16 protein-coding genes and 1 riboswitch are annotated in these 22,248 nt (G+C 43.2%); of the genes, 13 read left to right on the top strand and 3 right to left on the bottom strand.

The window, feature by feature from the left end:
* The 7 genes from BUA78_RS13285 to BUA78_RS13315 all read left to right on the top strand — a co-directional run bounded on the left by BUA78_RS13285 (nt 1) and on the right by BUA78_RS13315 (nt 8,259).
* Nucleotides 1-582 carry an ANTAR domain-containing response regulator gene (locus BUA78_RS13285; RefSeq protein ID WP_072915384.1) on the top strand — a complete coding sequence of 194 codons (582 nt, stop codon included), beginning with the start codon at nt 1-3 and terminating at the stop codon, nt 580-582.
* 159 nt (nt 583-741) lie between these two features.
* Nucleotides 742-2,958: a YcdB/YcdC domain-containing protein gene (locus tag BUA78_RS13290; RefSeq protein WP_072915386.1), complete on the top strand. Its 2,217-nt coding sequence runs from the start codon at nt 742-744 to the stop codon at nt 2,956-2,958.
* A gap of 196 nt (nt 2,959-3,154) precedes the next feature.
* Entirely contained in the window at nt 3,155-4,036 is an 882-nt protein-coding gene (locus BUA78_RS13295) for a glycosyltransferase family 2 protein (protein ID WP_072915389.1), read from the top strand.
* Between the two features lie 102 nt (nt 4,037-4,138).
* Nucleotides 4,139-4,894, top strand: coding sequence for a metallophosphoesterase (locus BUA78_RS13300; protein ID WP_072915391.1), 756 nt, complete (start codon nt 4,139-4,141; stop codon nt 4,892-4,894).
* Between the two features lie 87 nt (nt 4,895-4,981).
* Entirely contained in the window at nt 4,982-6,544 is a 1,563-nt protein-coding gene (locus tag BUA78_RS13305; RefSeq protein ID WP_072915394.1) for a methyl-accepting chemotaxis protein, read from the top strand.
* 211 nt (nt 6,545-6,755) lie between these two features.
* Nucleotides 6,756-7,775 carry an HD-GYP domain-containing protein gene (locus BUA78_RS13310; protein WP_072915507.1) on the top strand — a complete coding sequence of 340 codons (1,020 nt, stop codon included), beginning with the start codon at nt 6,756-6,758 and terminating at the stop codon, nt 7,773-7,775.
* Between the two features lie 91 nt (nt 7,776-7,866).
* Complete coding sequence (locus BUA78_RS13315; protein ID WP_072915396.1) at nt 7,867-8,259, top strand: transcriptional regulator; 393 nt, start codon at nt 7,867-7,869, stop codon at nt 8,257-8,259.
* A gap of 37 nt (nt 8,260-8,296) precedes the next feature.
* On the opposite strand, the gene BUA78_RS13320 is transcribed toward BUA78_RS13315, so the two are convergent.
* Nucleotides 8,297-9,655, bottom strand: coding sequence for an ATP-binding protein (locus BUA78_RS13320; RefSeq protein WP_072915401.1), 1,359 nt, complete (start codon nt 9,653-9,655; stop codon nt 8,297-8,299).
* Between the two features lie 63 nt (nt 9,656-9,718).
* Nucleotides 9,719-11,788: a thioredoxin domain-containing protein gene (locus tag BUA78_RS13325; RefSeq protein WP_072915402.1), complete on the bottom strand. Its 2,070-nt coding sequence runs from the start codon at nt 11,786-11,788 to the stop codon at nt 9,719-9,721.
* 838 nt (nt 11,789-12,626) lie between these two features.
* Between BUA78_RS13325 and BUA78_RS13330 the strand changes: the two genes are divergently transcribed.
* From BUA78_RS13330 to BUA78_RS13345, 3 genes are all read left to right on the top strand, one after another.
* On the top strand, nt 12,627-14,465 hold the full coding sequence (locus tag BUA78_RS13330; protein WP_072915404.1) for a methyl-accepting chemotaxis protein: 1,839 nt from the start codon (nt 12,627-12,629) through the stop codon (nt 14,463-14,465).
* An 883-nt stretch (nt 14,466-15,348) separates the two neighbouring features.
* Complete coding sequence (locus BUA78_RS13340; protein ID WP_072915407.1) at nt 15,349-15,756, top strand: winged helix-turn-helix transcriptional regulator; 408 nt, start codon at nt 15,349-15,351, stop codon at nt 15,754-15,756.
* A gap of 298 nt (nt 15,757-16,054) precedes the next feature.
* Nucleotides 16,055-17,527 carry an aminotransferase class I/II-fold pyridoxal phosphate-dependent enzyme gene (locus BUA78_RS13345; protein WP_238456822.1) on the top strand — a complete coding sequence of 491 codons (1,473 nt, stop codon included), beginning with the start codon at nt 16,055-16,057 and terminating at the stop codon, nt 17,525-17,527.
* Nucleotides 17,528-17,765: 238 nt separating this feature from the next.
* Here BUA78_RS13345 and BUA78_RS13350 read toward each other — a convergent pair whose 3' ends face one another.
* Nucleotides 17,766-18,260, bottom strand: a complete 495-nt coding sequence (locus BUA78_RS13350; protein WP_072915412.1) for a hypothetical protein — start codon at nt 18,258-18,260, stop codon at nt 17,766-17,768.
* A gap of 488 nt (nt 18,261-18,748) precedes the next feature.
* On the opposite strand from BUA78_RS13350, the gene BUA78_RS13355 reads away from it, so the two are divergent.
* The 3 genes from BUA78_RS13355 to ade all read left to right on the top strand — a co-directional run bounded on the left by BUA78_RS13355 (nt 18,749) and on the right by ade (nt 22,247).
* Nucleotides 18,749-19,225, top strand: coding sequence for a (2Fe-2S)-binding protein (locus BUA78_RS13355; protein WP_072915414.1), 477 nt, complete (start codon nt 18,749-18,751; stop codon nt 19,223-19,225).
* A gap of 1 nt (nt 19,226) precedes the next feature.
* Complete coding sequence (locus tag BUA78_RS13360) at nt 19,227-20,078, top strand: FAD binding domain-containing protein (RefSeq protein ID WP_072915416.1); 852 nt, start codon at nt 19,227-19,229, stop codon at nt 20,076-20,078.
* A 128-nt stretch (nt 20,079-20,206) separates the two neighbouring features.
* A riboswitch (purine riboswitch) is annotated at nt 20,207-20,306 on the top strand.
* 174 nt (nt 20,307-20,480) lie between these two features.
* Nucleotides 20,481-22,247 carry an adenine deaminase gene (ade, locus tag BUA78_RS13365; RefSeq protein ID WP_072915419.1) on the top strand — a complete coding sequence of 589 codons (1,767 nt, stop codon included), beginning with the start codon at nt 20,481-20,483 and terminating at the stop codon, nt 22,245-22,247.
* The last annotated feature ends 1 nt before the right edge of the window (nt 22,248 follow it).

Below are 22,248 nucleotides of genomic sequence, written 5' to 3' on the forward strand. Positions count from 1 at the left end.
ATGCAGAGAAGGATCGTCATTGCCAGTGGAGACAATAACGAACTGACACAATTAAGGCAAATCATAACCAGACAGGGCTACCGGGTTGTGGCCGAAGCCACCAGCGGCATGAACGCCCTGAAGGCTGTGCGTTCCACAACTCCGGAGGTTGTACTGCTGGATGATCGCCTACCGGTGCTGGATGGTATGCAGGTGGCCAAAATCCTTACCGAAGAACATCTGGCGCCTGCCATATTAATGATCTCCCAGGGCAACAAAGGGCTGGTTGAAAGGGCCAGAGATGTCACCGCAGCCTTTCTGATGAGACCCTATCTGGATGACCACCTCTATGCGGCCATAGAAAGTGCAGCCGCCTCCCATAGAAGAATTGTCCAGTTGCATGAGCGACTAAATGAACTACAGGAGACGATCAAGTCTAGAAAAATAATCGAACGGGCTAAGGGAATCCTCATTAAACAAAGGGGCTTTTCCGAAGAACAGGCCTATAAGATGATTCAGCAAACAGCCATGAAAAAACGTACCAGTATGAAGGCCGTAGCAGAAGCCATCATTACAAACTACGAAATAAGCAAACCTCTTTGATCCCTGGGATAACCCGGGGATTTTTTTTGGCGAAAAACCCAAAGGCCAATGGCCAATTATTTATTACTCAATAGTGGTAATAAATAATAAATCCCTTGTAACAGAACCCCCTCCTTCCCCGTCTTATAGGTAAAGTTTTACGATAAGGAGTGTGTTCCTTTGTCAAAAAAGATGATTAGTGCCCTGATGGCCAGCTGCTTATGCGGTGGGCTGATTCTAAGCCCACTGACCATGGCCGAAGCGGCCAAAGCCTCAGTAGCACCCATACCTTCGCCTAAAATAAACGGCGACCTTTCGCAGGCCAAGCTCCCCCTGGATCAGGCCATTACCAAAGCCAAAGAGATCTTTGCTATCAGTCCTACATACGAACAGTTTGAAAGCGGCATCAATACCTACGACGGTAGAACTGAATGGCAGCTTAATTGGACGAAGAATACCGAACCAAGGGGTAATATCTCGGTACGTATTAATGCCGTTACCGGGGAAATCCTTGGTATGGATCGGTGGGAGGATCTGCCTCCCGGCCAAAGGTTCAGTGGCATACCCAAATATTCCTATGATGAAGGAGCAAAGGCAGCGACAGAGTGGGCTAAAAAATTAGTACCTGATTACATGGCCCAGGTTACGCTAACTCCCAATCAGGATAACCCCTTCTACGGTTTTGGAGAACGGGGTTCTGCGGAATATTATTATAACTTTACCAGAGTCGTTAATGGTGTTTCCTTCCCCGAGCACAATATTAATGTACGTTTTAATGGGGATACCGGCCAGTTCGTGGGTTTCAACCTCCAATGGCAGGATCAGGTAAGCTTTCCCTCTCCCGCTGGTAAGATCTCCTCTGCCCAAGCTGAAAAGGTGTTTGGGGAAAATGTAGAATTAATCTATTTCCGGCCTCAAAGATCCGGGGCCAAGGATGCCCCGGTTAAGCTAGCGTACCGCATTAAAAAGGGAACCGGCCTGTTCATTGATGCCTTTAAGGGTGAAGTAATCAACGATAGCGGTTACTCTTATTATGACCGTGCTATGGATGGTGCCGCTGGCATGGCCAACGCTGAGAAATCTGCAGTACAAGAACTTTCACCAGTGGAACAGGCAGATGTGGATAAATATAAGAACTTACTTAGTGCTGAGAAGGCTTTGGAACAGTTCAAGAAAATGATCCAAGTTCCTGCCGATTTAAAGCAAACAGAAAGCCGCCTAACCCAGGATTATCAATACCCCGAACAGAAAATATGGAATTTTTACTGGAACGGTGAAAGCAGCACCTCCTATGAATCAATGAATGCCGGAGTGGATGCAGTTACCGGTGAGCTCATTTCTTTTAATAGATGGCAAAAAACACAGTACAACACGGTTGATCAAAAATCCCAGCTAACCCAGGAACAGGCCCAAAAAAAGGCAGAAGAGTTTATCAAGAAACAACAAACCACGCGGTCCGGCCAGATTAAACTAGCCAATGGTGGTCCTGACGAATATATGGAGAAAGGGAATCCTCGGAGTTATCACTTCTCTTACGACCGTTTAGTGAATAATATTCCCTTTATCAATAACGGGTTTGAGGTTCGGGTGGATGCCTTTACCGGGGAGATTACCAGTTACCGTATGATTTGGTGGAACTTATCCTTCCCGAATACCCAAGGAAGCCTGGAGCAACCGAAAGCGGTAACGGCTTTCCTGGCTGATGGCGGGTTAAAACTAGAATATTTACGCCTCACTCGAGGGAAAAACGATGCTCCGTTAAATCTGGTCTACCGTTTAAAAAATGACGCTTCTACGATGTTGGATGCCAAGACCGGTCAACTCTTAGGCTGGAACGGCCAGCCTGTACCGCCGAAACAAACCAATGTGTTTACCGATATTGCCGGCAACCCCGCAGAGAACGATATCAACCTGCTGGCCAAAGCCAATATTGTAAAAAGTCAGGATGGCAAATTTTATCCAGACCGCAACATCAATAAGTTAGAGGCCTTGGAAATGTTAGTGGCCAGTCGTGGTTGGTACCAGGAACCCGTTTATCGGATCCTACAGGGAAAAGAAAAGGATGAACAGGTAAAGAGAGTTATCAGTGCAGCCATTAGCCTTGGCATTATTGAACCCGGCGAGGACCAAAATTTAGAACAAGAACTTAGCCGCCTGGATTTAGCAAAACTGATGATCAATACGCTGGATTATGATGGAGTAGCTAAATTGCCTCAGATTTATCAACTAAAATCAAAGGATGCCGAAGTAGTACCAGCTGAATGGAAGGGCTATGCTGCCTTAAGTTTGGGGCTTGGTTTACAGAACGAACTACAGGCTAACTACGAGCCTACCCAGAAGGTAACAAGGGGAGCCGCTGCCACCTCTTTGGTTCATATGTTACAAGTGAAAAAGTAAGCAGAACAAAGTACCTGTCTTGGCAGGTACTTTCCCTATGCCAATCAGGAGAATATAAAATTTCTGATTGGCATAGGGAAAACGTAAGACTTGGCAGAGGCCAAGTTTTTCTTACTTGGTAATTTTGCAGCAAAGGGACAATTTCTGCAACGGCGACACATAGAATATACAAATTCTCTTTACGAGGAGGAAAAGTATGTCGCCAGTTTCCATTATTATCCCGTGTAAAAATGAAGGGAAATTTATCAAACAAACGATAGAATCCATCCTGGACACTCCCTGTCAATTACCCTATGATATTATCGTGGTTAACGACGGCTCCACCGATGGCTGTTGCACTTTTTTACAGGGTAGTCACCGCAAATCTCTGTCTAAGGTTAAACTTGTTAATACCACCGGCCTTGGTTCTGCTAACGCCAGAAATTTAGGGGTTCAGCAATCAGCCGGGGAGATCTTGGTATTTTGCGATGCCCATATAACCGTAGAACAGGATTGGCTGGAGATTCTTATCGAAGGATTGTTAGAAGGGGGAGCGGGGGCAGTATCGCCGGGTATCTCCAATATGGAGGTTAGGCACGCTGTTGGCTATGGCATGACCTGGGGGGAGCATTTAGAAATAGAGTGGCTTGAGAGCACCGGCGATGTGGCAGAAGTGCCGATTGCACCGGGTGGCTGTGTAGCAGTCAAGCGTGAAGTCTTTCAAGATGTGGGTGGCTTTGAAAGGGGATTTCAAGTATATGGCCATGAAGATGCCGAATTTTCCCTCAAGCTTTGGTTATTTGGTTACCGGGTTGAAGTGAATCCTTCGGTGGTAATTCAGCATCATTTTCGCAGCCACCACCCCTATGAAATATCGATGGACCAATATGCCCATAATGCTCTGCGGATGGCCATGAGCCACTTCAGTGCAACCCGGCTAGGGAAGGTTATTGCCCTATATAGTTATTTAGAAGACATAGAACAATTGGTGTCTCAATTAGTTTTAGAGAGTGATGTTCTGGAGCAGCGCCGGCAATATTTGAAGCGCCGTAAATATGATGATGACTGGTTTATGGATAAATTTCAAATTCCTTTTTAAGCCAGTTGACAATCCTAATTTGGGCGGGATAAGATAAGCTAGATACCAAAAAATGGTGGTTAGGATAAGCTTAGTTAACACCAATTGTAGGGGGTCTGAAAAATGAGATTTTTTAGTATCAGTGATCTACATCTTTCTTTTAGCAAACCGGTAGACCCCCTGAATTGGCAATCGGTTGAACTCCACAAGCCCATGGATATTTTCAATCAAGAGTGGCACAATCACTATCAAAAGATTTACGATAATTGGATAGCCCAAGTGCAGCCGGGGGATATTGTGCTGATGCCCGGTGATATTTCCTGGGCCACCCGCCTGGAGGAAGCTCGGTATGATCTGGATTTTCTAGGTCTACTGCCGGGGACTATTTACGCTGTGCCTGGTAACCATGATTACTGGTGGCAGGGTATCTCAAAGACGCGCCAGTTTGTACCGGAAAATATGAAGCTAATTCAAAATGATAGTGCCCTGGTGGGGGAAATTGCCCTTTGCGGTAGCCGGGGTTGGACTTGCCCCAACAGTCATCAATTCACAGCAGAAGATGAAAAGATTTACAAAAGAGAATTAATTCGTTTGGAAAACTCTCTCCGCAGTGTTGCTAAAAGTGCTGTTGAAATTATTGTTATGATGCATTTTATGCCCACCAATGAGGTTCATGAATGCTCCGGTTTCATCGAACTACTCTGCGATTATAAAGTAGGGCGGGTGGTCTACGGCCACTTACATGATCGGGCTAGAAACTACCGATTACCCGATGAACTATGGGGAATTAAATTTCACCTAGTTAGCGCAGATTATGTTAATTTTTCGCCAATAATCCTGCTGGAAAATAATTTGACAAAACTCTCAAATAATAGTTGAAAAAATTGTTTGAATTATTTATAGTTTTGTCACAACAGTAGGTTAAATATTTCACAAAGTTTTAGTAAGGGGGAGGGGGAAGGTGCTATGAGTTTTAAATTAACTACCCGGATTGCTCTAGGCTATTGTCTAGTCCTTGTATTGACAGGACTTTTAGCTGGTATCATGATCTATAAGGTAAATGCTATTACCACGGAGATTGATGGTTTACAAAAACATAATGTACGTACCATGGAAGGTATAGCCATCTCCATGTACGTAGAAGAACAATCATCCCTCATTAAGGAATACTTACTAAGCGGCAACCAAGTGGCTAAGGCAGATGTGGAAAGCAAAATTAAAGAAGCTTTGCAACATGAAGAGGAGTTAATTAAGCTTACCCGACAAAAGATAAACTTGGATCGAATTACCCATGTGCGAGACTTAAATAAACAAATGGAAGAAATTTTTCAAAAAGATATTGTTCCATTGGTGGAGCAAGGGAACATAGAAGAAGCACGTACGATAAAAAAGACATCCTTTGACCCTTTAGCCAAAGAATTGAAACAAGCGGTTACAGAGTATGTAGAGTATAAAAAATGGGAAAGCAGGAATGCCGAGGCATTAGCTATGAAAGTAAGCCAAGAAGCCAAACAAGTTGCGGGTATCTTTGGCCTACTGGCTTTAGTCTTAGGAATCCTACTCAGCCTACTGTCTTCCCGGGCTGTCACCAAACCCATTAAGGGGCTGGTGCAGGAAACTTTGGTGGTGTCTGAAGGAGATCTTACCCAGAAAATTGAAGTTAGGGGTAACGATGAACTGGCTCAACTGGCACAGGCCTTTAACAAAATGATAGGCAATTTGCATCAGATGGCTAAAGCAGTGGTAGAAAAAAGCGGTAGTTTGGCAGACCATAGCCAGCAATTATCTGCCGCCAGCCAGGAAGTAAGCGCTGCGGTGCAGGAAATTACCAGTACCACTACCGAACTGGCCAGTGCAGCCACTGAAGAAGCAGCAGCAGCAACCAATGCTGTTGAAGTTTCCCGTGATGTGGAGCATTCGGCAAAGATAGGTAATCAGGCCGTTAAGCAAGCTGTGGAAAAAATGAGCTCCATTGTGATGCGAGTGGATAAGAGTTCCGGGCAGGTATCGCGGTTAGGTGAAAGATCCCGTGATATTGGTAAAATATCGGAGGTTATTACCGGCATAGCCGATCAAACGAATCTGTTGGCCCTTAACGCAGCCATTGAAGCTGCCAGAGCCGGCGAGCAGGGTAAGGGCTTTGCTGTGGTGGCGGAGGAAGTAAGGAAATTGGCTGAACAATCCTCCCAGGCAGCCAGGGAAATTGGCACTATCATTAAACAAATTCAGCAGGAAACTGCGCAGGCAGTACAGGATATGAACCTAGGCGTACAGGAAGTTCACGAAGGTACCCAAGTAGTTCAGACCGCCGGGCAGGCCCTACAAGAAATCTTAGAGCAAGTTCAACACACGGTAAGTATTATAGATGAAATTGCCAAAGGGGCAGAGATGAACAGCCAAGGTACTCAAAATCTGGCAGCCGCCACAGAGCAGGCCAGTGCCTCGGTACAGCAAATTGCCAGTGCCTCGCAAGATCTGGCCAAGATGGGAGGGCAATTCCAAAGTCTGGTTATTCATTTAAAAGTATAGTTATTTAGAGAAACGAAGCCTCCGCCAAGTTTTTAGATGTACCCTACCCGGGTATAAGTCGGCGGAGGTTTCGCTTGCGCTGACAACTAATTCACAACATCGTTTCAGTGTGCAACGGCTCCTTTTATAACGTAAAGATATTATTGTAATGTTTTGCAACAACCGTTAAAATTTTAATAGTAGATTCCCTGGGAGGAGTTCTTTGCCAAATATGAGTTATAGTAAAATTCCCCAGTTAGCTAATTTCACCAAAATGATTATGGCATCATCCGATGATTTAATCACTGTCGTTGATAAGCAGGGGATCATTATTGCCATGAATCCGGCCGTCGGCCGACTTCTGCGTGTAAATGTAGAGAAACTAATTGGTTTGCCAATTATTCAGACGGTTTACCAGGGGAGAAAGTTTGATTACCAGGGTAAATACCTAAGCCCAATCATAGAAACCTTAGAGACAGGCAGAGAGTTTAAGGATAAAGAGGTTGGTATTCAGGCCCCTTTACTGCTAAGTGATTTTATCTGTCGTACTACCACGGGCATTCTTCGGGACAGCTCAGGGAAATTGGCTGGCGTTTATTGCTATGATAAAGACATTACCAAGTGCCGCAGCTTGGAACGGAAAAATGAAAACTTACTCGATAAAATCAATACACAGCAACTTCAGACGGTGTTGGCCTTTTCAGAGGCCATTGGGGCCAGAGATGATTACACCAGGGGCCATTCGGAAAGGGTGGCAGAATATGCTCAAATGATTACGGCAGCTATGGGATTACAAGAGCTTAATGAGCTGGTTTATGTGGCCTCTCTGGTGCATGACGTGGGTAAAATCGGCATTCCGGAGCACATTCTAAACAAACCCGCAAGACTAAGCGAGGAGGAGTTCCAAAGGATCAAAGATCACCCGATAATCGGAGCCAATATCTTAAAACAAATAGATACTTTTTCATACCTAGTCTCTATTGTGCGTGCCCATCATGAGCGTTTTGATGGCAGCGGCTATCCAGACGGTCTAATTGCCGAGGAGATCCCCTTGATCAGTAGAATTATCGCGGTGGCCGATGCCTTTGAAGCCATGACCTCGGATCGTAGTTATCGGGAGCGCTTTTCTATTGACTATGCGGTGGAGGAATTAAAGCGTTGTGCCGGTAGCCAATTTGACCCGAGGATTGTGAGTCATTTTGTTACGTTAGTTTGTGGTAATGGGTTGGAAAAAGGCTTTACGCAACCATAGGATAAATGATGCAGGGTATAATAACCCACAGATCATAAGCTGTGGGTTTTAGAATGTGATACTACATATTGAATTTAGGAGGTTTTTGACCTTGGCCAAGAATGTTTATACGAAAGTACAAGAAATGCTTGATTTAAGAAAAATCAGTGTGGAGGAATTAGCCAAGAGGACCATGTTGGAGATTTCTGATATTGAAGGGTTGAAACAGTTTAATCCCAAAAAAGCTTCTCACCTTGCCATTGTACAAGCCATTTCCTTGGCTGTGGGCATCAATGTTTATTATTTCTTGGGGGATGATGTGGTGGGTCCCAAACAAATTCTCTCCCGTCTGAATGTATTTGATCAGCAAAAGATAATGAACGGTGATTTAGCTCCTTTCCTTCGCATTAGTAAAGAGCAAGCTAAACGAGGTATCACTGACCAAGAACTGGATAGTTTAATTCAGGTAATGTTAGAACAAGAAAGACATCTGGACGCCAAATAAGCGAGGCCCTTACACCGTTGTAAGGGCTTCGCTACTTTTACAGATTTTCCAGGTTGTCCCGATCCTTTAGGTGATCGATAAACTGGCGGGCCGTACGTCCCGAACGTTCATTATGCCAGAGAGTCCATTGAAGGGCCATTTTTTCTAAAGTCTCGGCATCTAGAGAGAGGTTTTCCTGCATGGCCAGTTCCCGAACAATCTTGAGAAAGGCTTCTTTATCTGGAGAAATAAAGGTAATTTTAAGGCCAAAGCGGTCTGCCAGAGAAAGTTTTTCCTGCATGGTATCGCCGGCGTGAACCTCTCCGTTATCCAACAGTCGATTTTCTCTTTCACCAAAGTATTCTTTAATCAGATTACGTTGGTTGGAAGTGACATAGATACACAAATTGGTCGAAGGTTGCTCCAGACTGCCTTCCAGTTGTGTTTTAAATTCTTTGTAATCGACCTCATTTTCTTCAAAGGAGAGGTCGTCGATAAAAATAATAAACTTTAAGGGCAGGGAACTTAAATAGCCGGTTAATTCCTGCAATCCCTCCAGGTTTCTTCGGGGTACTTGGATCAGCCGTAATCCCTGGTTACCATACTCATGCAATAACGCTTTGACAGTGGAAGACTTGCCAGTACCTCGATCTCCATAAAGTATCAGATTATGGGCAGGACGACCCAGTAGTAGGCGTTCAGTATTATCTAGTACTTGATTTCTCTGCCGCTCATAACCAATAAGCTGATGTAAACGGATCGGATCTGGCTGGGCAATTCCCTTCAAGTTGTAGCCGTCGGCTTCGGCCTCATAACGGAATGCCCGGTATAAGGCAAACTGCCCGAAACCGTTAGAATGATAAAAATGAAGCAGGGCAGGTAACTGCTCACGCCAGTCGGCAGACTGTTGCAAGCGTTGCTTTAGCTCAAGAATTTGCTTGCCTGCCGGATGAGAGCAGTCCTTAGCAGAGGAAGCAGCCGTTGTACCTGGCAATTTAAATACACCGGGCAAGTTGCCAAAAATCCGGGCTAAGCCAGCGAAGCCCTCTTGGTAGAGTACCTGGAGTTGGTTTAAATCGTGCAGGCAGGCGGCAAGCCACAACTGGGGCATTTCCTCCTGAGCGGTAGCCTGCCGGGCAAACCAGTTATCATCAAATAAAAGCAAATTTATTAAATGATCTTGCCAAGGATCTCCGATAGCAGGCAGTGAGCTTTGAGTAGTACGCTGCAGCAGTAGGCCCAAAAGTCTATGGTATTCGGATACTAGATGAATTGGTGACTTCGGTTTTTCGTCGTTCATTGCCGCTATGATTTGCGTAAAGGATTGGCATACTTCATCCTGCTTAATCCCTTGAAAGAGCACTAAACTATTCAGTGCTTGGTAAATCTTGTCCAATGTACATTCTTCTGTAAACATTTCCATCCCTCCGGTTGACTGGTAACGAATAAATTCTACATTATTCGCACAAGCCCCTTCCGGTTAGGCCGTAATTACTTTTTTTAGTTCGGCCAAGTCGCTAATTGGTGGTTGGCAAGCAAAGTTTTTACAAATATAAGCGGCGGCTTTACCTGCCACGGATGTTTTTCCCTGCAGCAGAGGGAGCACTGTCTCTAGCTGGGTATTATCTACATCATCATCTTTTACCAGCAGCACAGCGTTGGGAAGAAATTGCTGCTGGAGCAGTGAGATCATTTGCTTCAGTAAAGGGTCTTGCTTACTGCCGGCTAAAACAATCTCCAAGGGAGGTTCCTTATCTAGATAGGCTGCCATCATCAAGAAGGAGTGCCCGGGAGGGTAATGGCTTACATCTCCGGCAAAGGTGGTTAGTATTTTTTTAGCTAACTTTTCATAGGAACTATTTCCAGTAAGCCGACCTAGACGTAACAAATTTACTGCTGCGACTGAATTACCCGAAGGGATGGCCCCGTCGTAAACTTCCTTGGGCTGACTGATAAGCTGTTCACTGTCTTTACCGTAGAAAAAGAATCCTCCCTGTTCTTTATCCCAAAATAATTCAATCATTTGTTGTGTTAATTCTAAAGCGTGTTCCAAATAGCGGGTTTCAAAGGTAGACTCATACAGTTCTAACAAACCCCAAGCTAAAAAGGCGTAATCCTCCAAATAAGCCGGGTAAGCAGCATCACCCTCCCGGTAACGAGCCAATAGGCGACCATCCTCCCGGCGAAGTTTCTGCCAGATAAACTCTACGGCTAGGGCAGCAGACTCACGGTATCGATCGCTCTGGAACACCCTAGCTCCTTTGGCTAAAGCGGCAATCATTAAACCGTTCCAAGATGTCAGGATTTTATCATCCTTATAGGGGTGGATCCTGTTTTCCCGCTCCAGAAATAATTGCTGGCGGCACTTCTCCAAACCCTCCACTAACTCTGCCAGAGAAATATCCAGCTCCTCGGCAAATTTTAAAGGGTCTTGACCAATGAGATTCGGGATACTGGCCCCTTCAAAATTACCCTCCGGGGTGATGTCGTAATAACGGCAAAACAGCTCTCCATCCACAGGACCCAGGATATCCATGATTTCCTCCGGCTGCCAAACATAAAATTTACCTTCTTCTCCCTCGGAATCGGCATCCTCTGCGCTATAAAAGCCTCCTTCAGGAGACGTCATGTCTCGTAATACGTAATTAAAAATCTCTTTGGCAATCCGGCCAAACCTGGGGTTGTTAGTGATCTGATAGGTTTCCAGATAAGCAATAGCCAGTAGGGCATTGTCGTAGAGCATTTTTTCAAAATGGGGTACCAGCCATTTCTTGTCGGTGGAATATCGGGAGAAGCCAAAACCAATATGGTCGTATAGGCCGCCTCGATGCATGGAATCCAAGGTTTCCGCTACCATCGTGAGGGCCTTATCTTGCTTCGTTTTATCCCAATACCGCAAGAGAAACAGCAAATTGTGTGGGGTGGGAAACTTGGGTGCCGAGCCAAAACCACCGTAAGTCTGATCAAAACTGCGCTGGAACATCTGGTAGGATGTAGCCAAGATATCCGGCGGTAAATCACCGGGCTGGCTCTTCACGTTTTGCTGCAGATGAGAAGTCAGTTTCTCACCAATTTCAAGTAAGCGATCCCGATCTGATTTCCAGAGCTCGGCAATTTGTTCTAAAATTTCTATCAGACCGGGTCTGCCGTAATTAGCCTGTTTAGGAAAATACGTCCCGGCAAAGAAAGGTTTTTGCTCCGGCGTCATAATAATGGTTAAGGGCCAACCGCCAGAACCGGTTAAAGCTTGACAAACATTCATATAAATGTGGTCAATATCCGGTCGTTCTTCCCGGTCTACTTTAATTGACACAAAATGTTGATTTAAGATAGCGGCTACATCTTCAGATTCAAAACTTTCCCGCTCCATGACGTGACACCAATGGCAGGTGCTGTAACCGATTGAAAGGAAGATGGGCTTATCCTCTTGCTTGGCTTTATCGAAAGCCTCCTGCCCCCAGGGGAACCAATCCACGGGGTTATGGGCATGCTGCAACAGATAGGGGCTTTTTTGATTAAAAAGCCTATTGGGCTTCTCTGTGAGTTGCAAGGGCGCACCTCCAAAAGATATATTTTTAATATAATACCCTTGAAACATATTGCCTTACTATAGTTTGGCTAAAGTTTTTCGTAGCTAACGTCGAATTTTTGATCGTCAGACCAGGATTTTAGAGCAACTCATCATCTCTTTGACGGTAGCATATCAGTCCAAAGGGTAACAAAAGTGCAATAAAATAAAAATGTAAACATGCCGCTTTGCGGCACCACTGATAAATGAAAATCTGTTTAATTTTCAGGGCAGGACTATGGGCATGTTCTAGTAAACATGGGTCCATAATATTATGTTATCCGAGCAGCAGATTATAAATAAGCCGTTATGTGCAATAATCCTATAAATTTGTTCATTCACTACCTTTTTTGAAGGCCAAATGGAGAAAAAGGAAACCAGGATTTCTGTAGAATAATCGAGGAATAGTTTACCGTTTTATGGGTGATTTTGGTAAAGTCTTTCATAACACTTAAGGAAGACTTAACAAAATCTTACATTTTGCTGCAATTCTTGTAAACATTTTAGGTATATACTATAAAAGGTCAAAGCCTATAGTAACACATAAGAAATTTTGCATGGTTTTGAGGCTTTAAAAAATATCTTCTAGTCAGTAAAGTGGAACCACAGCGATAAACCCAATAATGAGGGGTGGGCAATACTACAAAGGAGGTTGTTATTAGTCCAAACGATTTTATTTTCAAAGAATTCAGTCTATGATCAATTGTGAAAGAATGAACAGGAAAATTAAGGTAATTGGCTATTGGTCCGTTCTAGGCGATCGTTAGATTTGGCGAACAAGATTTTAGGGTTTTCGTGTTTAGTAAGGAGTGATATTAAAATGATTAAATTTAATAGTCTTAAATTTAAATTAACCTTATTTGTGTTAACGATGCTGATGATTAGTATTTTTAGTGTAGCAGCCGTATCTATAACCTCTTTTGAAAAAGGGGTAAAAGAAGATAAAATTCAAAATTCTGCCCTTGCCAATAGCTTAATTGATGAAAATATAAGTACATTTTTGAATAATGCCAAGGCAAGCGTATCTATTTTAGGGTCTTCAGAACAAGTGCAAGCCCTAGACTTTCCGGCAATGATGCGTATTTTTGAACAAACCAGAAAGGAAAATGGATTCCTTTATACATATATGGGTACCATCGATGGAAAGATGATTGACCCTGCGGAAGACGTAGACAACAACTATGATCCACGGACAAGGGATTGGTACAAAGACGCAATTGAAAAGGGTGAAATGGTTGTGTCTGATGTTTATCCCGATATTGTGACCAAAGAATCTTGCATCACAATATCAATGCCCGTAAAAGATAAGAATGGCCAAATTCTTGGTGTTTTAGGGGTTGACCTAACCCTCAACAAATTAGGGGAATTTACTAAAAAACATAAATTTGGCAATACTGGGTATTTTTATGTGGTATCTAATGGCAAGATCATTGTTCACCCGGACAGTAAAAAACTAAGCATGGATTTATCTAAAAGGCCCTATGTGATAGATGCAATGGCCGGAAAACAAGGACTTACTGAGTATGTGAATAGCGATGGTAATAATATGGCGATCTATTATTCCAAGATGAAATCTACAGGATGGGTCATTATTACCCAACAAACGGTTTCAGAGGCTTACGGCCAGGTTTATTCAACAATTAATAAGGTTATCCTTATTTCTATCATTATTGGAATACTGATTTCATTGTTGACAATGTGGCTAATTAAAAAACAGATAAAACAAATTGATTTCTTAGAGAAGGGTGCTAAATTAATAGCCGATGGTGATATGCGAAATAGCATAGCGAAGCTCAGTAATGATGAAATGGGAAGTTTGACCGAGGCTATTAACGTAATGATCTCTAATCTAAAACAAATGATCGAGAAAATTAGGGATTCTGCTAATACCTTAAACGGAACTAGCAAATCCTTGGATAACTATAGTTTAAATATCCAAAAATCTGTTCATAAACGGACAGAAGAGATTACTCAAATAGCAGCAACGGTAGAGCAAATCTCAGCATCCTCGCAAGAAGTGACGGCTTCTTCAATAGAAATGACTAATTACACAAAGGGTGGCAAGGAAAAGATCCAAGAGGCTGTTTATGCCATGAATAATATCACTCAATCAACTAACGAAATATCGGAAGCAGTAAATAATATTAACCAAAAGGGACAGGAAATTGGAAGAATTATTGACATCATCACTAAAATAGCAGACCAAACAAACTTACTAGCACTAAACGCAGCCATCGAAGCTGCCAGGGCTGGAGAGCATGGGCGTGGCTTTGCTGTGGTGGCCGAGGAGGTTAGAAAGCTATCCGATGAAACCACCTTAGCCTCACAGAATATAACTCAATTAGTACATGATATCCAACAAAGTACAAATTCTGCAATTGGGTTAGTGAAAGAAAATACATCTAAGGTGGAGATAGGCGATTTATCAATCAGTGAAACAGGGGTGCTGTTGGATCATATTTTTAATGTTATTGTTTCCCTAAATGAACAATTCCAACAAACTAACGAGGCAACCCAGGCAATGGCTGGAAGTGTTCAACATGTAGCTTCAATGTCGCAAGAACAATTAGCTGTAATTGAGGATATGCAGGCTATGGTCAATAAGCTCTCTTTAATGGCGGAAGACTTAAAGGTCTCTGTTCAAGTATTTAAATTATAATAAGTAAATTTCCTAAAGATTTGACAAAAGTAAATCGCGGTAAACTTCATTCCATTTTAAAATGGGGTGATAACTGTATGATAACTGCATCCTAAGGAAGGAACGTACTAAGTTACCCAAAGAACGCAACGAGTTGGACCTGTTAATAAATTGCAGAATATTAGCCAAATTGGCCAATGCTCCGCAATTTGTCAACAGGTCCAATTTTTGTATTGCAAATTGGCATTTGCGTGTAGATATTCAGCCCTAATCTTAATGTAAATCCACTAAGTTTTTAAGCCACAAAAAATATTGTCCGAGTGTTTTGGGGTCGCCCTTTTTCACAAAAAGAATAGTAACCAGTTGTTCCTCCGACGGATTGAGAATAGGCTGCTCTCTGATTATTTGATTAATATCTGAACGTAATCCTCGGCGTACTATTTTTTTTGTTTCCGAACAATCTATTTGTGATAAAACAATGCTAATATATTCTTCTACATTTCTGCACATAACCACACCCCAAACTTAGTTATTGGCTTAACACCTCATTTGTGTTCAGTTTTTCCGCAGTAATGTTTTGGTTAGTTAAAAATGGATTTGGCTACATTAAATACACCTACTCTGTTAAGAAAACCGCCGGTCACTTTTCATAATATAACCTCCCTCTTGCGCTGCCAGTGTGGGCATGGCAAACTCATCCTTGATCTACGTTACACTACAAAGCATGGCGAGTAGTAGGTTGTTATTTTTAGATTTAAAATAGCTTTAGCAATAAATTGTAAAAATTTCGTTGTGGTGTAAGTAATATCATATTACAATATTATCAATCAATATCTTTTTAGCAAATAGATACTTTTTTGTGCTATAGTACCCAAATAGATACTTGAAGCATTGGGGTGAAAAAATGATTATTGATAAAGAGAAAAAGCATGAGAAATGCCACATGAACGAAAAATGTTTAAAGTATGATATATGTCCCATGATCTTGGTGCAAAAGATAATTTCCGGCAAATGGAAAATATTGATCCTGTGGTATTTAAGTTACAACACACTTAGATTTAATGAAATCAAAAAAAGATTACCCTATGCAACTCAGAAAATGCTTACGCAGCAATTAAGAAGTTTAGAGAAGGATAAACTTATATTCAGGAGGGTTTATCCTGTTGTTCCCCCCAAAGTAGACTACGGGCTCACAGAAATTGGAAAAAGAATCATTCCCATTTTAGAAATGATGCATGGTTTTGGAGCCGAGTATTTAGAACAAGGATATGGTGCGTCTGTGTTCCAAGACTTTGTTACCGATGAAGAGTAAATGCTTGAAGGATTTTGAAAGGTCTAAGCCAGTTGAAGAAACATGGTTGAAAATAGCATCACGCATAGGGTTTTAGAAATAGCCTTTTTAATAATGTTCAATACAAGAAATATAAAGGAAGGTAGCTCATCTTTGGCAGCTACCTTCCTTTATATGTAAAACAAAACATAATGCTTGCCCCGCGGTAATATGCCAAAAGTGAACTAATTTCAACATTATCTTGCATTGTGCTGCCATTCAGCTTAAAATTGTAAGCGTGCCTATTTAGGTAAAATACAAAGGGATTAGGGGGATGATAATGTCACAAAAAACACCTATCATTGATGCCTTAGAGAAATACTCGAATGATAGGACCATAAGGTTTCATATGCCTGGCCATAAGGGAAGTAAAACTGCAAATAGTAAAGCGATGTCCTTGTTAGGTAGTCAAGCCTTTGCGGCAGATGTAACGAATGTACCGGGTATGGATGATTTACACCAACCGCACGGTGTTATCAGAGAGTCGCAGGATTTGGCCGCAGCAACCTTTGGTGCTGACAAAACATACTTCTTAATCAATGGTAGTTCATGTGGTCTTCAGGCCTTGGTAATGGCAACTTGTAATCCTGGTGAGAAAATTTTAGTTCCCAGGAATATTCATCGTTCTATTTTAAGCGGTATTATTTTAAGCGGTGCCATTCCTGTATTTTTTTTACCGGAATATGATTATGAGTATGGCATTCCTTTAGGAATCTCCCCGGAGAGCATTGAAAACTGCCTCAAAGTGCACCAGGATGCGCGGGCTGTTTTAGTGGTTTACCCTACCTATCAGGGCGTAGCTTCAGATATAGAAGCCATTGCCCGGATCGTTCATAAGTATAATATTCCCTTGTTAGTGGATGAGGCCCACGGGCCACACTTTGGTTTTCACGAAGCCTTACCAAAGACTGCTTTAGAAGCAGGTGCCGATGCTTCGGTACATGGAACTCATAAAATGCTGACATCTTTTACCCAGGCTTCTATGCTTCATGTTAAAGGGAAGCGTATTAACAGGCAAAGATTAGAAGCCACCCTAAAAATTCTGCAAAGCACCAGCACATCCTATCTGTTGTTGGCTTCACTGGATGGGGCCAGAGCCCAGATGGACTGTCAAGGGAGAGAGTTCGTTCAGCAGGCCATAGATACGGCGATGCTTCTAAGAGGGGAAATTAAAAAGTTATCGAATTACCAAGTTCTTGGTGAGGAACTTCTTGGAAAACCGGGAGTATTTGCCATCGATCCCACGAAGATCAACATTGGTTTAAATAAACTTATGATTAGTGGTCTTTGGGCGGAACAGTGGCTAAGAAAAACGTATCATATTCAAGTCGAAATGGCAGATATTTTTAACTTGCTCCTTCTTGTTACCTCTGGAAATACAGCTAGTGAGGCCAGCTATCTGTTGCAAGCACTAGGGAAGTTGTCTGATTATGTTGAGTCAAACAACGAGCTAACGAAAGCCTATTCAGACATACGAGGGATTAATCCCTTTCCCTATATCCCAGAGCTTGCCATGTCACCTCGGGAGGCCTTTTTAGGGTCCGCTACGCCTCTTTCACTGGATGAGGCCGAGGGAGCTATAGGTGCTGAGGTAATAACCTGCTATCCGCCGGGTATCCCCGTAATTTGTCCGGGTGAACGGTTTACCTCCGAGATTATTCGCTATCTCAAAGCCATGAAAGAATTAGGGATTCATTTTCAAGGGTGTTACGATACCGAATTGGAGACGGTTTTAATCATAAAGGATTACTAGCAAAATAAATTGTATTCATATTTTTAGCCCCTGCTGCATATAGTGATATGGTAGTCACTTAGTGAAGGGGTGAAGAAAAATGAATAAGGATTTGATCAATGAAATACTGGACAGTATTGGCCTGGAAAGTATTCGGGAAAATGACAGTCGCATGGAAACCTATTCCCTAGCAAAGGGTAATAAGGAATAAAAAACCGAGGTTGGCACTTTAGCCCGCCTCGGTTTTGTTTTTAATAATTTATTTGCTTGCAGAAGAAAATGCTTTGGGAGAAAACTTAGGTGGTCTGGCACTGACCAGGCAGCAGGAATTTCCCTTTGCCGCATCTTGAATGGTCTGAGCTGTAGACTTAAGGGTGGTACAGAGATGGGGAGAGATTTCAATGTTTAATTTGGCATGATGCATGGTATAACGAGTGTTGGCAGGACAGTTTTTGCATTTCTCCTGCTGATTTTTCATAAAATCCATTTGCCGTGAGGTAGGTCTAATGTAACCACGGTCACAATGCTCAAAGAAATCCTTGATACCTAGAGGATCATCCTCTACGGGACAATTATAGACAATCTCCACAGACTGAGGCTCCGTAGTAATGTGAGAGGTAACAAGTTCACAAACGGTCATACCAAGGGTACCCTTTGCCTTAAGAGGGCAGGAACAATTATCACAGGAGTTGTTCTCTTTGTCACAAGACTTCCTAATATCAACTACTTCTCGAAAAGTGCTTACTTGTATCATATTTGACCTCCGTCATCTAAGGATCATTTCTATAGAATGCTTCAATAATGACAAAATATAGATGGCATTAGATAAGGTTTTGATTGACAACTTTCGACACCCAGAAGAGAAATCCTTTTTTCTAGAAGGATTTTTTTTGAAGTTTTTTAAATAGTTACAAAAAACATATCTATATAATTGAGAATTTTTAGACATTACATACAAAACTGAAAACTTCATGTGGTTCTTCTAATATTAGTAACTTTAAATTATTTTATATAATGTAGTATAATTAGTTTATCAAGGATTTAGAATCAAATAAAATGGACGTGTTTTTCATATGTCAAAAAGATTGCCCTGCTTTCCGGAATAACAAGAAACTCAGGTAACGCTTGAAAATGTATAATTTTGCTACTATAATTTTTATAAAAAGTCCTTCGGTATTGACCGAAAGACTTTTTTACACTTTTAGAGAGAATATTTCAAATACAACTGCAAAGGGGAAGAACATGGCTGTCTATACATTCACCCTAAATGGGAAACAAACCAGTGTCGAGGTCCCGAGCGACACCACACTTCTGGAAACCTTGCGAGAAGCGCTAGGCTTGACAGGTACCAAGGAGGGTTGTGGCAAGGGCGAGTGTGGTGCTTGTACGGTTATCGTTAATGGGAAAGCGGCTAACGCCTGTCTTATAATGACCAGTCAGCTAGCGGGAGCGGATATTCGTACCATCGAAGGATTGGGCTCTGATGGTGTCTTAGATAGTTTACAAACAGCTTTTGTGGAAACTGGAGCGGTGCAATGTGGTTATTGTACACCCGGCATGCTGATGTCTGCTCGAGCCTTGCTATTGAAAAAAAGTAGCCCTTCTACGGAGGAGATCAGAGAAAGTATTGCGGGAAATCTCTGTAGATGTACCGGCTATGCTAAGATCGTAGAGGCCATCCGTAAGGCAGCGGTATCCGCCAGAGAACGAGGTGTTTAACATGGATGTGATTACCCCACAAAATTTACAAGAAGCCCTAGAGGAACTAGCAAAAGATCCCTGCGCCGGTGTGCTAGCCGGCGGTACTGATCTACTGGTTAAATGGAAAAGTAACACCATCAACCCACCCAGGGTCTTTACTATTCTTGGCCTACAGGAATTGAACTTTATTCGGGAAGAGGAGGGGCGTCTATGCATCGGCCCCTTGGTCACCCACCAAGACCTGGCTGAATCAGCCGTTGTGCAGCGGCACGCACCGCTTCTCGCTAAAGCCTGTGCCCAGGTCGGTTCACTACAGATTCGTAACCGAGGAACCATTGGGGGTAATTTAGTGACGGCTTCGCCGGCTGGGGATACCATTCCAGCCTTGGTGGTTTTAAATGCTTCCGTAGTGTTGCAAAGTGCCCAAGGCGAGCGGCAAGTGCCCCTACGGGAGTTTATAACAGGTCCCGGTAAAACAGTTCTTCAACCGGGGGAATTACTAACGGCTGTTTCATTCCCCTGCATGGAAGCGACCGAAGTGGGTTTTTATCGCAAGCTGGGACAAAGACAGGCGATGGCGATTTCCATCGTTAATCTGGCCCTTAAGGCAACGCTGGAGAATGCTGTCATAAAAGATATTTCCATTGCCTGTGGCTCGGTAGGGCCCACTGTGGTGGAGCTTAAAAGAACTGCCAATCGCTTAAAGGGTCACAGCCTAGATACCTCGGAACTCCGAAATATAGTGGTCAATGCCGGGGATGAAACAAATCCCATATCCGATATCAGAGCCTCTGAGGAGTATCGCCGGCAGATGGTGGGTGAGCTGCTTTATGAAGGCCTGCAAAGTTTACGTAGGCAATCGGCAGGATAAACTTTCAATATGCCTCAGAGAAAACCAAGACAAATTCGGCTAAAATCGAGGATTTACGCATTTATTTGCTAAATTCTAGTATATTTTTCGTCAACGAGTTGACAAATGTTGGCTACCTTGCTAGTATGAAATTACAATTGCACACATTCCGTATATGCTTGGGAATTGGCCCAAGTGTTTCTACCAGGCAACCGTAATTGCCGGACTACGGAGGGAAAGTGTACCTAGGGTTCCACAACTGTAGAGTTGGTTCGGTCCAAGCGGTACAGGCGCGGTTTGCGCTACACCTATAGGGATAAAAGCCCAGGCGGTAGGTTTCACTCTTTAGAGGATGAAATCTGCCAGTCTGGGCTTTTTTGCATCTAAATTTAAGTAACTGACAGAAAAATATGAGGTGAAACAATGCAGAAGGATGTTGCTGCTTTAGCGCAAGAGTTGAGAGTAGCTTCCAACCAGGAACCAGCAGATTTGTTTATTACTAACTTGCAAATTGTCGATGTTTTTACAGAAACAGTTTTCCCAGGTTCTCTCGTTATCAAAAATGGTAAGATTGTGGCAGTTAACCCAAGTTGGCAAGTTACCGCCAAAGAGGTTTTTGACGGGGCAGGACGCTATGCGGTGCCCGGTTTTATGGATGCCCATATCCATATTGAACCCACTTTATTATCTCCCGAAGCTTTGGCCAGTGTAATTGTCCCCTGGGGAACCACCACCCTTTTTGCTGACCCCATGGAAATTGCCAATGTGGCTGGTATAGCGGGGGTCGAAGCTCTGCTCAGTAACACAGAAAACTTACCTTATCGTATTTACATAGAGGTACCTTCCAGGGTGCCCACCGCCCCAGGACTGGAAACCACCGGTGGGGTGTTGGGAGTTCAGGAAGTTAACGAACTTTTAGCCAACAACATAGCCGCCAGTCTGGGAGAGTTGGACCCCTCCAAGATTTTAACCATCCGGGAAGAGTATTTGGCTAAAATAGTAAGTGCTAGGGCCAAAGGCAAAGTGGCCAACGGACATGCCATTGGCCTTAACTGGGATCAGCTTAATGTCTATGCGGCGGCCGGTCTCTCGGATGACCATGAGTCGGTGGAATTTAAGGAACTCTTTGAACGCTTGCGTTTAGGTATTAAAGCCTTAATCAGGGAAGGCAGCACCGAACGGAACGTAGAGGCTTTGGTGAAGGGTGTTATTGAACACAAGTTACCCACCGACAATCTAATCTTTTGTACAGACGATAAACATGTTAATGATATCGTCCGGGAAGGGCATATCAGCTACAACGTACAGAAAGCCATTAAGTTGGGCTTAGACCCCATTAAGGCAATCAAGATGGCCACCCTCAATACAGCCCAACATTTTCGCCTAGACCACGAACTGGGAGCCATCACACCCGGTAGAGTAGCAGATATTGTTCTGTTGGATAATTTAACAGAAATCAAGCCAGCCTGCGTATTTAAGCAGGGTGAATTGGTAGCCCGTGACGGTAAGCTAACCCGTGAGATGTCCATGGCCCAGTATCCAGAATTTTTAAATGCAACGGTTCAGCTTTCTGCTGACTTGTCACCCGCATCCTTTGCTCTGGAGTCCGCAGGAAAAAGGTGTAAAGTCAAGGTCATCAATCTTTATCCAGATCAAATTATCAATTATGCCACAGAGGAATGGCTCAGTGTTGCCGATGGTGAAGTTCAGGTAGATACAGAGCAAGATATTTTAAAACTGGCTGTGGTTGAAAGATACGGTAAGAACGGCCGGGTGGGTATTGGGTTTGTCAGAGGGTTTACATTAAAAGCCGGTGCGTTAGCTTCTTCCGTTTCACACGATCATCACAATATTGTTATCGTGGGGACTAACAACGAAGATATGTACCTGGCTGCCCAGGAGATTGCCAAGCAGCAAGGTGGACTGGTGGCAGCTCAAGCTGGCAAGGTGTTGGGGGTACTGCCGTTGCCCATTGCCGGTCTGATGAGTCCGCTACCCGCAGAAGAAGTTATGTCGCAAATTGATCAACTGAATGAAAAGGCAGTCAGTTTGGGATGCAATTTACCCGCTCCCTTGATGACCCTTTCCTTTATTTCCTTACCAACGGTACCCGAATTGGGTCTAACAGATTACGGCCTGATTGATGTTTTAAAACACCAAAAGATTGATACCGTTCTTGCAACGGAGTAGG

The sequence above is a fragment of the Desulforamulus aeronauticus DSM 10349 genome (genome assembly GCF_900142375.1).
GTDB lineage: Bacteria > Bacillota > Desulfotomaculia > Desulfotomaculales > Desulfotomaculaceae > Desulfotomaculum > Desulfotomaculum aeronauticum.